The sequence below is a fragment of the Halobacteriovorax sp. GFR8 genome, assembly GCF_050955245.1.
GTDB lineage: Bacteria > Bdellovibrionota > Bacteriovoracia > Bacteriovoracales > Bacteriovoracaceae > Halobacteriovorax_A.
Genome location: NZ_JBPBLR010000002.1, coordinates 1,622,725 through 1,635,343 on the forward strand (window position 1 = coordinate 1,622,725; position 12,619 = coordinate 1,635,343).

Consider the following 12,619-nt stretch of genomic DNA (forward strand, 5'->3'; position numbering starts at 1 on the left):
CTAACTCAATTACATATTTGTCGTTTACTCTCCAAGGCCCTACTATATTTCTTCACGAACTAAGGAGAGAATAGTGAAAAAATTAATCATAAGCGCATTATTGCCATTCTCAATCTTTGCCATGGATAAGACAATTTGTGGAATGGATGAGCGCGTACCATCAAGTGATCCAAAAGTAGGACGCTCACTAGAAAGAGCTAGAGATAAGGCCGGTTGTACGGTTACATTAGTATCAAACTCATGTGCAATTTCAGTAGGTCACTGTGCCGCTACATTCAATGTAATTGAATTTAATACCCCTCCTTCAACAAGAAGAGGTATTGCACACCCTGATCCAAAAGATATCTACCAAGCAGACAAGGCATCAATTAAATATAAGAGCAATGGCCAAGGTGATGACTGGGCCGTATTTAAAATCAAACCACATAAGACGACTGGCCTTCTTCCAGGGCAAGCACAAGGCTTCTACCCTATTGCAAAAGAAGCTCCAGCTGAAGGTACCCTACTTTCAATCACTGGTTACGGAAATGATAATGAATTTGAAAGAAAATTTGCTCAACAAAATAATATTGGGCCATTAACTGAAATTGGTGGTGATTATTATGGTAGCTACAGAGCTGCAATTTTAAACCACAGAGTTGATACAATGGGTGGAAACTCAGGTTCAAGTATCCTTGACTTAAATACTGGTGAAATTATTGGTGTACATTCTCATGGTGGTTGTTATGGAAGTAATGAATCAAATGCGAATGCAGGAACGGTACTTCAATTACACCCAGAATTTAAAGCAGCAGTTGAAAACTGCCTTGCTAGCGAATAAATCAAATATTTAATATTTAGTATATGAGAAAGGGCCCTTATTGGGCCTTTTTTTATCTATAAAGTCTACACAAAGCGTTGATAAGAATTCAGAAATCCCCTAAATTAACCCATCGCAACATAACAAGGATTTCCATGAATAGATTAACTCCTATCCTTTTAATACTATTATCACCTTCAATATTCGCCCTAGAGAAATCAATCTGTGGAATTGATGATCGAATCCCTTCACAAGATCCAAAAGTAGGTCGCGCACTCTATAGTGAAACTGCAACTGATGGTTGTACCGTGACCATGATTTCTAAAAACTGTGCTATCTCAGTAGGACATTGTCATAAATACTTTAAACTAATTGAGTTTAACACACCCGCTTCGGATGAAGAAGGCCTCAACTACTCAGCTAAGGAAGATGTATATAAAGTAAATGAGAGCTCGGTAGTTTATAGTAACGCCGGCCCAGGAAATGATTGGGCAGTCATGAAGCTTCTACCTAATACTCACACAAAAGAAAGCGCAGGAGATGCCCAAGGCTTTTATGAGCTAGACTATACAGTTCCTGAAAGCAAGGCCCTTATATCGATTACTGGCCACGGTTATGATGTTGAAGTAGAGAGATCATTTGCTCAACAAAATGGAATTGGATACCTTGAAAGTGTTGGAAGGACTGGAGTTATCCGCCATAAAGTTGATACCACAGGAGGAAATTCTGGTTCAAGTATCATTAACTTAAAGTCAGGAAAGATTATTGGCGTTCACTCTCATGGGGGGTGCTCAAATAGTCATTATGGTTATGCAACAAATCTCGGTACGAGTGTTGCCACGAATTTAAATTTTAAAAAGGCCATTCAAGCTTGTCTTAAATCAGAATAAAAAAAGCCTCTCATGTGAGAGGCCTTTTATTTTCTATGATTTCTTTTTCTTCTTTTTACCTTTCTTCTTTTTAGAACCTTTCTTTTTGCGATTCTTTGCGATAAAGACACCTGCTCCAACAACAAGTGCAATGATGAGATAAAGAGTCATGTCATCACCACCAGCGCCTTTTCCTTTTTGTCTCTGGCCACCGACACCAATATCATTAAGGCCAGCTTCATTATCTAAGAAGTCACCTGAGGCACCTGGAACAGCTTCTCCCTTATTACCTGCAAGCTTAAGTCCATCAGCATTATTCTTAATACGAGAGAATACCTGCATTGTTTCGATGATCTTATCAAAGATTGGTTTATAAGTTTGGTAGTGCTCTTTAGCAACAGAGAATGTTACCGCAACTCCTAACTCTCCTTTTACTGTCGCAAGATAGCGAGTAAAGAAGCCTGGAACTTCACTTGATAAGTGAAGAGAATCAACCCAAGTGTGACCTTGACCTTGAATCTTCTTCATTCTTGTATACGAAGGCTCAGAGATTTGCGTTTTACCACCAGGAAGCTTGAATGTTTTGGCCTGCTCAAGATAGGCCTTGTATTGAATAAGATCATCTTGCTTACCACGGTGCTTTGCCGCGAAAATAATGATGGCCTCTTTCTTTCTTCTGTCATTTGTCGACTGACAAACATACTCACTTCCCTCAATTGAACATTCCCAACCATTTGGTAGTTCAAACTCAAGAAAGTTAGAAGTATAAGGTTTTGCAATTACAGCTGATGTTGCCAGTAGGTAGAAAGCAATTAAGATTTGCTTCATCATCGATAATATCCTTTTTATGTTTATATTCAATATTTTAGCTTAACTTACAATTATATCAATTACTAAATATTTCCTCATTTCAACTACTTAATTCTAGCAGCGAAGCCTTTTTCTATTGGCACTTTACGATAACGAGCTACCACCTTAACAATAGCTGATGCACTCGAGACTTCATAAACCTTTCCTTGAGCAACCAAGATATTGCCACCAAAGTAGTCTGTTTTGTAAATATCAACAATATTTCCGGCCTGGATGTCATCAAGTGATCCATGATCAATCTTGATAAAAACACCTCTTGGTGAAACCTTAATAACGTTGGCCTCAACTGAGTACTCTTTGAAGCTTTCTTCAAATTTTTGTTGTGCTGTCACACCACCAGTTGTCCAACTAAGCCCAAGCGCTGTATAGAAATCTTTGTCTGTAGACGTTCCTAAAACCTTTGTCCCAACAGTAGCGTAGGCCAGATACTTATTTCCAAATATCGTTTGCACACTAGCATCAATATTTACAAATTGACGATTAATTGAATTCCATCTTGAAGTGTAACCGCTTGCCACAACAGGTTTTGCATTAGGAGTGTCAGTGTATTCATCTCCGCCTAGTGAATAAACACCATTAGCAGAAAACCAAAATGCCCAGTCAACATAGTGCTTAACAAGACGAGCATCAAAAGTAACTTCAGATGAAATAGGGGCCCCAGGGATACGATAACCAATCTTAAAATCGTATGATGTCCACTTTGTTGATTCAAACTTTGCTAAGAAGTTTACTTCGATATCATTTCCACCATCACCTAGGATCAGCTCATCACTTGGTGCTGAACCAGAGTATGTATCGACCGTATAAGGCCTAAAACGATAGATTGCACTAAGAGCAAAATCTCTTCCGTGTTTTTTATCTAGGCCATAGAAGGCCCCAATATAAAAAGACTCAAGTCCTGCAGTAGTTTGAGTCTCATTTGTATCGCCACTACTGATATAGCGGCCTTTAAGACCTGCTAGAAGTTGAAATTTTGACATGATGGCATATTGGTAATCAATATTTCCATCAAGAAGATTATAGCTAACGTCATCATTATAAACGACTTCATTTCCATCGCTATCAACTTGTGAAAGAGTTGAAGAAAAACTTCCCTCTATCTTAACTTTAGATGCACCCTTATTTAATGCTGTGGCATCTGATTGATAGATACGAGGATTCGCCAGTGCCAGGGGACCAGCGGCAAGTAAAGTCGTTAACGTAATAAAGATCTTTATAAATTCCATATGTTATATAGAATAACCTTCTTTATTACTTTTTAATATAGATAGAATTCTTTTACCTAGCAGGCGATATTTTCTTGCCTTATCCTGAGCTTATCGATCAGGATTTTCGTAAACCACTTCTCATCGACTAAATAGCTTTGAAAAACAATTCCATTCTCACTTGCGATTCGCTTCATAGATAGAAGTCCTATACCATTAGAGGTCTTATCCAAATCAGCATGCTGATCAATTTCATTTGTTAGAATGATTTGGATTTTTTCTCCAGCTTCACTGATATGACAATCAATCTTGCCTTCACGCCTAGACCATAGATAGATATTCTTTGAAATATTTTTTATGAGTCGTTCAAAAATTTGTTCATCACAAGAAAATTCGATAGGGGCCAGCTCACATTGAGAAACCTCAACAACTAAATCGACATTAAGTTGATAGATCTCAAATTGCATCTGACATGTTTCAACTAAGTCGGCCAATCGATAGGGGCCATTATCTTTTAAACGATAAAATTGTGATGAGATCTGATTTTCAAGGGCCGCAATTTCATTATAGATGACTTCTAGGCCAGACTGATCCATTTGACCATTACGTGACTCTAGATACAACTTTAATCCATGTGTATGGTTAAGTAGATCATGAAGGAAATGAAGAGCTTCATTATTTTCTTTCAATTTTGAATCAGACATAAAAAAGGCCTCTATTTTAGAGGCCTTGTTATTTCTTACTTAGATTAATCCGTCGTATTTTGCTTCACTACCAAGGGCCTCTTCAATTCTTAGCAGTTGATTGTATTTTGCAAGACGGTCACTTCTTGAAGCTGAACCTGTCTTAATTAGTCCACTTGAAGTCGCAACAGCAAGATCTGCAATAAAGGCATCACTTGTTTCTCCTGAGCGGTGAGAGATAATTGCTCTAAAGTCATTTTCAAAAGCAAGTTTTAACGTATCAAAAGTTTCACTTAGAGAACCAATTTGATTGATCTTAACTAAGATCGAGTTTGCTTGCTTCTTTTCAATACCTTCAGCTAGGATCTTCTTATTCGTTACAAATAAGTCGTCACCAACCAGTAGACACTTATCCCCTAACTTGGCAGTCAGCTTTACCCAACCAGAATAGTCAGCTTCATCCAGCCCGTCTTCAATTGAATATATCGGATATTTTGATACTAAATTTGAGTAATATTCAACCATATCTTCACTCGAGTAGCTCTTACCTTGCATTTGGTAACTACCGTCTTTGAAAAACTCTGATGCTGCTGCATCTAGTGAAATCGAGATATCTTGACCAGGTTTATATCCCGCTTTTTCAATTGCGCTTAGGATTAGATCAAGGGCCTCTTCGTGTGATTTAAGAGATGGTGCAAAACCACCTTCATCACCAACATTTGTTGAATATCCTTTTTCAGTTAAAACACTTTTCAGAGCGTGGAAAGTTTCCACTCCAGCTCTTAAGTTTTCACTAAATGACTTATCCATATGTGGAATAATCATAAACTCTTGAATATCAAGATTATTTGAAGCGTGCTCACCGCCGTTAATAATATTCATCATTGGTGTAGGAAGACGGTACTTATCACATGCTACTGGAACACCTAGGTCTTCTCTTAGGTAAGCATATAGTGGCTTACCTTTTTCAAGTGCACCAGCGCGAGCAACACACATTGAAACAGCAAGAATCGCATTTGCTCCTAGCTTTTCTTTATTTTCAGTTCCATCAACATCAAGCATTGCTTGGTCAACAGCTCTTAGATCAAAAACATCCATTCCGATAATTTTTGGTGCGATATATTCATTAATATTTGAAATTGCCTTTCTAACAGACTTTCCAAGGTAGTAAGATTTATCACCATCTCTTAACTCTAAAGCTTCTTTAGAACCAGTCGATGCCCCAGAAGGAACCGCTGCACGGGCCATAAAACCATTTTCAGTTACTAAGTCAACTTCAACAGTAGGGTTTCCTCGTGAGTCTAAGATTTGACGTGGAGTTATAGATTTAATTTTAGACATATCCAATCCTTCGTTAGTTTAAAATGTGCTATATTTTAACTTACGATTTCAAGGATCGTCACTTAGAAAAAGGGAAAACCTTCTAAATTTTGTTTTTTAACTTTGCGCCATAAATCGGGACTTCTACTATCGCGGTAATAGAAAAATTCAACAATGTCGCCATCATCACTAATAACACATTGATCGGCCACATGTTTGGCCACATGATAGCAAGGAGAAATACTGTGGGCCCCAACACTGGCCTTAAAAAGATCTTTTACGAATGGGTAATGAGTACATCCCAAAATAATATAGTCATAACTCTCCTTCTCACCTGAAGGAAAAATAGACTCGACAATCTCTTTAGAAATTTCTTCTTCATTTAAACGACCGCTGTCAAAGCTGTCTTCTATAATCTTTGCAAGATTCTTTGATACGCGGTAAACCAAATGTCCTTGAGGGTCATAACGGTCTTTCAAATTCTGAAATCGCATCGAGTCGGCCGTAATTTTAGTCGTTAAAACAACGCCCTTTTGCTGCTTAAGCTCAGGTCTAAGATTAATCACATTAATAAATGGTTCAATTCCAAAAAAGCGAATCGTAGGATAGTTTGCGCGCAGCTCATTAATGGCCATGGCCGTTGCAGAGTTACAGGCAATTAAGATTGTGTCGATTCCATGCGAGATGAAATCATCAACAATATGTCGACAAAAGTTAAATACTTCTTCTTTTGTTTTATTACCATAAGGTGCATTTAGACGGTCTGCAAGGTAATAAATTTCGCAACGATCCATAAGTTTTGCGACTTCACGCAACACGCTAAGACCACCAATGCCTGAATCAAAAATCCCTATCTTCAATATTTCACCTTAAATGCTAGACATCCCTAAAAAAGTCGTTATTTTATCCCTTATGAGTATTAAAAATAAATTCGTAAACTTTTTCACTAGAATTAATAAAAACCGTCTATCTAATGATGATAACAGAGACAAGATCTTAAAGTCTATGCAAGACTCACTACAAAATAATCCGGTGCGAGTTTGCTTGGCCCATAATAATTTTGAAAAGTCTCCTCTACGAGAGGACCGTAAAAACCTTCACGATATCTACCTTCATACAGAGGCCCAAGATAGCAACTTATTAATGCACTTCGATCAAATGAGTACTTTGAACTTAGTGGACAAAGAATTTATCGAATACCAAAATGAAGCCTTAGACTTTGATGCAAAAAAATATGAACACCTTGCAATTAAGGCCATGATCAATGGCTCTATTGACTATCTAAAGACCATTTCGCCCAAGACTGGACTAAATGAAGACAAGTCTCTTGAGTGGCTCAAAGTAACATTGCTTACTCTTAAAAAATCCCTCGCTCGCATTGATCATAGAAGTACAATTTTAAGTTACAAAGTTTTCTTTGGACAATGGGAAGAATCACCTATTCTAAGAGTGATGATTTATAATCTCGATATCAAATTAACTTTTCTAGCGGATCAATTAAAACTGGAAGTTAAGAATAAAGAGAACCGTGCAGAATTTGATTCTCAAGCAAAAAAATATGAAGCTAACTTCAGTCAGCTTCACAATGATGTATTAAATGAAGTTATTAATTTATTTGTAAGCTTAAAACAAAGTATAAACTAATTCCTAATTAAATTTAGAATTAAGCTTTGTTAAAAACTCTTGTGCACTTGTCGTAGCAATGGCCGTGTACTGATAAGAATCTAGAATTTCTGACTGTACATCTTTTTTAAGAGCATAAAGCTTCTTAAGATCAACACCCTTAGGCTTTCCTTCAGATAGTTTATTAAGTTGCTTATTGATAGAACGAAGCTCACCAATATAAGTGTTAATTTCAATCTCTGTTCCAAAATTGTTCAAATTCTTTGTCGAGTTAATAAGAATCTCTGAAAGGTTTGATGTTTTCTTTTTCTCATTCTTTAATGTTGCAACAACATCATACTTACCACGACAATTTGTGATACGGCCCTTTAGAGAAGGACAATTAAAAGCTAGATTCTTAATCTCATAACGAACCTTTGTGTTATCGCGAAAACCAATTTTTGCAATCACACGATTTAGGTTTGCAACAATATCTTTTTTTAGAATTTTTGCGGCCTGATTTTTATCAAGTCCTAATCGATGATTCTTTAATTTTGTTAACACTGAAGATTTGGCATTTACTGCACTTTCAATATTAACGAGATTATTCTTTTCTAATTTAATATTAACGAGAGAGTTCTTTTCCACCAAAATAGACTCATCAATAGCAACTTCCAAAGTCTCAGTTGAAGATTTCTTGTTAAGGGCAACTTCTAGTCTCGGTCGCTCAATTCTTGTAAAGGCCAATTCCTTATACTGTCCTTGTCCATAATTTTTGAAAGTATAGATCTGTTCAGACTTAAGCTGAAAACGAATTGAATCAATATCATCCTGAATTGTTTCCAGTGCAAAAGTATTTGCCGAAAGAGCAATTGCTGTCATCACTAGAGTTGATTTGATGAATGATTTTGTTCTATTTCTCATTTAATTTTTCCCTCAAAAATAAAATTAAGCTAATTGACGCTTTTAATAATATCAGCGCAAAGGATATTTTTGGTGTCAGTTGAAAAATAGTAATGCCATGTTCATTTTCTATGCACTAAAATTTAGACAAGATTCCAGGAATCTACGTAGTTTAAATTTTATTGCATTTTATTCTAATGTAATTACAATTAATTATATGAAAATAGACGTGGATATTGATAAGTTTTCAGGGGGTTACAAAGTAACATTCCCCCTATCTGAATTCAATGACTTAAGTGACTTTAAGATGAGTATTGCTATCATTAAGGTATTTAGCGCCGACATGGAGCTTGAACCAGAGCTAGAAATAGATGATATCAAAGAGATCGTGGAAAAGACCAAGGAGTTAGATCAGGATCGATTTATCGTTGAAATCTATGAAGATGGAATTGAAGTCGATATCTAGAAGCTCTCTTTAATTCTAAGCTGCTTTCTTCTTAACCATATCCTTAACCCAGTCAGGTGCCAAAAAGTTTGACTTTGGAAATGGCAGCTTGTGAACAACGATATCTTCAAAGAAAGTTGGCACGTAATTACACGGCACCATCTCTCCTAAATATTTTCCGGTTTGTGGATCCTTTCCAGTCTGCACCCAGCGGAAAATATCACGAACAATATAATTACCATTATTATCGACACCAAGGACTTCTGAGATATGTGAAGTACGACGTCCACCATCATGATAACGGCTACATTGAACGACAATCTGTAGAGCACTTCCTACCATCTTTCTAACAGCATCAGGTGGAATTTTTGTGTCACCCATAAGACATAGGGTCTCAAGACGCGTACAAGCATCAATTGGATTATTGGCGTGAACAGTTCCCATTGAACCATCGTGACCAGTATTCATAACTTGAACAAGATCAAGGGCCTCATCACCACGAACCTCCCCGACAATAATTCTATCAGGACGAAGTCTCATGGCAGAAATGACAAGATCACGAATCGAAACTTCTTCAATACCTTTTAGTTCATCGGCCTTTCTTGTTTCAAAATTTACTACGTGTTCGGCATCGACTTGTAACTCTGCCGCATCTTCAATAATGATAAGACGTTGAGTTTTAGGAATTCGACCACCTAAAACATTAAGCATCGTTGTCTTTCCAGAACCAGTCCCACCTGAAACAAGAATATTCTTTCCAAGATAGACACAAATATCTAAGAATCTTGCGGCGACATCTGACATTGATCCGAATGAAATAAGGTCTTTTAAAGTAAGACTATCTTTTGAGAATTTACGAATGGCCACAGTTGTTCCATTCTTTGCCATTGGAGGCAGAACAACGTGAATACGAGAGCCATCTGGAAGACGAGCATCCAAACGAGGGTTGTCTTCATCAATTGTACGATTTACTGATTGGGCTATGGCACGCATTGCAGAGATTAAAGATGATTCATCTTCAAATTGATTTGGAACTTTGAAAACAAGCCCCTTCTTTTCAACAAAGATTTCATGAGGGCCATTGATCATAACTTCTGATACACCCTCATCTTCTAGAAGGTCACCAATTGGATAAAGTAAATTCTTAATCGCATCGCTAAATACCGAAGACATAATCCCTCACAATCAACTTCTTATAAAATACTCTAGTCGTCTTTTGGACGCCAGACACGCACTCGTTCACTTTCACGAGATGCAATCTCTCTTTTTTGCTCGTCTTTCTTTGCCTTTTCACGTGGATGTTCAATGACAGTTAAAGTCCCACTTATCTGTCCTGAAGGGCAATAGAATTTGAAGCGGCCAGGGGAATCAAGAAAAACAGAAGCTTCCCTAACTTCACCTTTTTTGGCCTCAACGTATACTTCGTGTTCTTTTAAAATAAGGCAACTTGGTAAGTTTGTAGCTGATGTCACATAGAGGTTAAGCTTCTCCCCTACAAATGCTGTTACTTTCGAAGGAAAGAAACCTTTGTCAGTTGCGATAATCGACAAGTCTCTTTTTGGAATATCAAACTCTCGCTTATGAAAATAAGTCTCCTTAATTCCAAAGGCATAAGTTGTCACAATCAATGTAATTAACGTCACAGCGAAGCTTTTCATAATTTATTTATCGGTAACTTATGAGTGATACTTTAGTCCTCTACTCAAACTTAGTTGTGGGATTTACTCGTTATTTCAACAGTTTAAGAACGTTAATAAATCTTATGAATTAATTTAGTTATAAAAAATTGTAGGTGGCACTAAAATAAGGACATATTGTTTATAGATTTAAGAGCAACTTTGCGATTTTAATTGATACGGAAATCAAGACAAGGAAATCAAAATGAAGGCACTCATCATTGACGATAAAAGAACAATATCAGAATCATTAAAGTCACTTATTGCAAGTAGTGGCTACTTCGCAAATGTGTCAATGGCCTCAAATGGTCTCGATGCCTGTAAAATGATAAGAGATGATAATTATGACCTTATCGTCATTGACTTAAATCTACCGGAGATGGGTGGTCAAGAAGTCCTACAATATATAGAGCAACTCTATGGTGTACATAGCATGGAAGGAAAGAGAAAAGATAACTACCCTCATATTATGTTAATCTCTGGCGACATTGACGTTGAGAAAATTCATGATGCTTCTAAACTAAATGTAGAAGAGGTCTTAACAAAGCCATTTAACGTTCAAGACTTTAATCATAAGCTCTATTCAATTCTTGAAAATTTAAATGGTGAAATTATTGCTGCTTAGATTTATCTATTATCTTAAAATCAAGAATAATATTTCCATCCTTTACACTCATCTTCACAGATGTCGAATCAAGGCCAGCTCGTATTGGAACAGACTGAGTAAAAGAAGACTTTGAAATACCATTTGGAGACTTAATAACTTTTTGGCCTTTAATAATGACAAGCCCCTCTTTAACTTCAATATTGACTTCATCGTCCTTGGAAGCTTTGACAACGAGTGTGTCAGCATCCTGCCAAAAGTATTCAACCATATTCACGTGACGATTGAAGCGATCGGGCAGCCCTTGGATCTGTCCCATCTTTTGCATTCTCTCAAACATTTTTTGTATTTCAGCATCAAAGCTATCACCGGCCTGCATCTGTTTCATCATTTCATCACGCATCTGCATGATCTGATCAACAAGCGGATCATTACCTTGGCCATAACTTACAGCTGAGAGAGTAAAAAAAGTGATAAAAATTAGCTTCTTCATACTTATGAAATCTTATCATAATTTTAGTAAGTTAGACAGATACACAGTGAAAAACCAATCATATTCACAATGCATCACAGCATCCAGAAACCAACAAAATCTTACATTAAGGCCCAAATCAAAAAAAGACTTTTACATAGTGTAAAAAATTCAGAAAAATCATATCTACGCTAAACCAGAAAAAGAATTGGCAAATCAATAATATACTTTTCAGGGAGGACTGATTTGAAAAAAGGAATTTTAGCTCTACTACTTGCATGTGTATCGACTTTTTCTTTCGCATGTGATGAGCACGGAACAACAGGAATCGTAGAAGACAACAACCTATGGATTCCTTCAAATGTAAAAAGTATCAACACAATTTCTGAAGGTGAATTCAATGGAATCATCGATAAGATTGAAGCGATCTATGCACCAATTATCGCTGCTAAAGGTAAGACTTTAGAAATCGAAAGAAAATGGGAAGATGGAACAGTTAACGCTTATGCACAGCAAATTGGTAACACTTGGCGCGTTTCAATGTTTGGTGGTCTAGCAAGACACGAAACAATCACTAGAGACGGGTTTGCATCTGTTGTATGTCACGAGCTTGGTCACCACCTAGGTGGAGCACCAAAGAAAGCAAGCTGGTGGGGATCTTCTTGGGCGTCAAACGAAGGTCAAGCTGATTACTTCGCAACTTCTAAGTGTCTAAGAAAGTTCATGGAAAATGACGACAACGCTTCAATCATGAGCGAAGTTGAAGTTCCAGCTTTTGCAGTTAAAAACTGTCAGACTAACTTTGTTAACGAAAATGAATATGCAATGTGTTTAAGAGGTTCAATGGCAGGTATGTCACTAGCAAACCTTTTCAGAGCATTAAGAAATATGACTACTGAGCTTAAGTTTGATACTCCAGATCCAGCTGTAGTTTCTAAAACTAATGACAATCACCCAGCACCACAGTGTCGTCTAGATACTTACTTCCAAGGTGCACTATGTACTGTTGACGCTTACACAGATGTAGATCAAAATGATGCTAACATCGGTACTTGTAACAGAACTGAAAACTTCACATCTGGACTAAGACCACTATGTTGGTTCAAGCCAGGTCAAGCTGTAGTTGAAGCACAATAATTAAATATAAAATTATTGAAAATAAAAAGGCCCG

At 37.0% G+C, this 12,619-nt stretch carries 15 protein-coding genes; 6 read left to right on the forward strand and 9 right to left on the reverse strand.

Annotated elements, in window-relative coordinates; all coding sequences use genetic code 11:
• The first annotated feature begins 73 nt into the window (after positions 1 to 73).
• Entirely contained in the window at positions 74 to 820 is a 747-nt protein-coding gene (locus ACRXC1_RS08200) for a trypsin-like serine peptidase (RefSeq protein ID WP_433657962.1), read from the forward strand.
• 134 nt (positions 821 to 954) lie between these two features.
• On the forward strand, positions 955 to 1,689 hold the full coding sequence (locus tag ACRXC1_RS08205) for a trypsin-like serine peptidase (protein ID WP_392908594.1): 735 nt from the start codon (positions 955 to 957) through the stop codon (positions 1,687 to 1,689).
• 33 nt (positions 1,690 to 1,722) lie between these two features.
• On the opposite strand, the gene ACRXC1_RS08210 is transcribed toward ACRXC1_RS08205, so the two are convergent.
• The 5 genes from ACRXC1_RS08210 to ACRXC1_RS08230 all read right to left on the reverse strand — a co-directional run bounded on the left by ACRXC1_RS08210 (position 1,723) and on the right by ACRXC1_RS08230 (position 6,606).
• Positions 1,723 to 2,499, reverse strand: coding sequence for a hypothetical protein (locus ACRXC1_RS08210; protein WP_392911654.1), 777 nt, complete (start codon positions 2,497 to 2,499; stop codon positions 1,723 to 1,725).
• Between the two features lie 83 nt (positions 2,500 to 2,582).
• Positions 2,583 to 3,764, reverse strand: a complete 1,182-nt coding sequence (locus ACRXC1_RS08215) for a hypothetical protein (RefSeq protein ID WP_433657965.1) — start codon at positions 3,762 to 3,764, stop codon at positions 2,583 to 2,585.
• A 56-nt stretch (positions 3,765 to 3,820) separates the two neighbouring features.
• On the reverse strand, positions 3,821 to 4,447 hold the full coding sequence (locus ACRXC1_RS08220; protein WP_433657967.1) for a hypothetical protein: 627 nt from the start codon (positions 4,445 to 4,447) through the stop codon (positions 3,821 to 3,823).
• A 39-nt stretch (positions 4,448 to 4,486) separates the two neighbouring features.
• Positions 4,487 to 5,767: a phosphopyruvate hydratase gene (gene eno / locus ACRXC1_RS08225; protein WP_393061799.1), complete on the reverse strand. Its 1,281-nt coding sequence runs from the start codon at positions 5,765 to 5,767 to the stop codon at positions 4,487 to 4,489.
• Positions 5,768 to 5,829: 62 nt separating this feature from the next.
• Complete coding sequence (locus ACRXC1_RS08230; protein ID WP_433657969.1) at positions 5,830 to 6,606, reverse strand: glutamate racemase; 777 nt, start codon at positions 6,604 to 6,606, stop codon at positions 5,830 to 5,832.
• 52 nt (positions 6,607 to 6,658) lie between these two features.
• Between ACRXC1_RS08230 and ACRXC1_RS08235 the strand changes: the two genes are divergently transcribed.
• Positions 6,659 to 7,390, forward strand: a complete 732-nt coding sequence (locus tag ACRXC1_RS08235) for a hypothetical protein (RefSeq protein WP_433657971.1) — start codon at positions 6,659 to 6,661, stop codon at positions 7,388 to 7,390.
• A 3-nt stretch (positions 7,391 to 7,393) separates the two neighbouring features.
• Here the strand turns inward: ACRXC1_RS08235 and ACRXC1_RS08240 are convergent, their stop codons facing one another.
• Positions 7,394 to 8,272, reverse strand: coding sequence for a hypothetical protein (locus ACRXC1_RS08240; protein WP_392911666.1), 879 nt, complete (start codon positions 8,270 to 8,272; stop codon positions 7,394 to 7,396).
• A gap of 196 nt (positions 8,273 to 8,468) precedes the next feature.
• Here ACRXC1_RS08240 and ACRXC1_RS08245 point away from each other — a divergent pair, with 196 nt between their 5' ends.
• Positions 8,469 to 8,717 carry a hypothetical protein gene (locus ACRXC1_RS08245; protein WP_433657973.1) on the forward strand — a complete coding sequence of 83 codons (249 nt, stop codon included), beginning with the start codon at positions 8,469 to 8,471 and terminating at the stop codon, positions 8,715 to 8,717.
• Between the two features lie 15 nt (positions 8,718 to 8,732).
• Here the strand turns inward: ACRXC1_RS08245 and ACRXC1_RS08250 are convergent, their stop codons facing one another.
• Both ACRXC1_RS08250 and ACRXC1_RS08255 read right to left on the reverse strand, forming a co-directional pair.
• Positions 8,733 to 9,869: a CpaF family protein gene (locus tag ACRXC1_RS08250; RefSeq protein WP_392911670.1), complete on the reverse strand. Its 1,137-nt coding sequence runs from the start codon at positions 9,867 to 9,869 to the stop codon at positions 8,733 to 8,735.
• 32 nt (positions 9,870 to 9,901) lie between these two features.
• The gene (locus ACRXC1_RS08255) at positions 9,902 to 10,354 is read right to left on the reverse strand and encodes a hypothetical protein (protein ID WP_392911672.1); all 453 of its coding nucleotides are present in this window, start codon (positions 10,352 to 10,354) and stop codon (positions 9,902 to 9,904) included.
• Positions 10,355 to 10,577: 223 nt separating this feature from the next.
• Between ACRXC1_RS08255 and ACRXC1_RS08260 the strand changes: the two genes are divergently transcribed.
• Complete coding sequence (locus ACRXC1_RS08260) at positions 10,578 to 10,997, forward strand: response regulator (RefSeq protein WP_392911674.1); 420 nt, start codon at positions 10,578 to 10,580, stop codon at positions 10,995 to 10,997.
• Here the strand turns inward: ACRXC1_RS08260 and ACRXC1_RS08265 are convergent.
• Entirely contained in the window at positions 10,984 to 11,469 is a 486-nt protein-coding gene (locus tag ACRXC1_RS08265) for an Hsp20/alpha crystallin family protein (RefSeq protein ID WP_433657976.1), read from the reverse strand. The genes ACRXC1_RS08260 and ACRXC1_RS08265 overlap by 14 nt on opposite strands.
• Positions 11,470 to 11,694: 225 nt before the next feature.
• On the opposite strand from ACRXC1_RS08265, the gene ACRXC1_RS08270 reads away from it, so the two are divergent.
• A complete protein-coding gene (locus ACRXC1_RS08270) occupies positions 11,695 to 12,585 on the forward strand; it encodes an ImmA/IrrE family metallo-endopeptidase (protein WP_392911678.1) in 891 nt (296 codons plus the stop codon).
• The last annotated feature ends 34 nt before the right edge of the window (positions 12,586 to 12,619 follow it).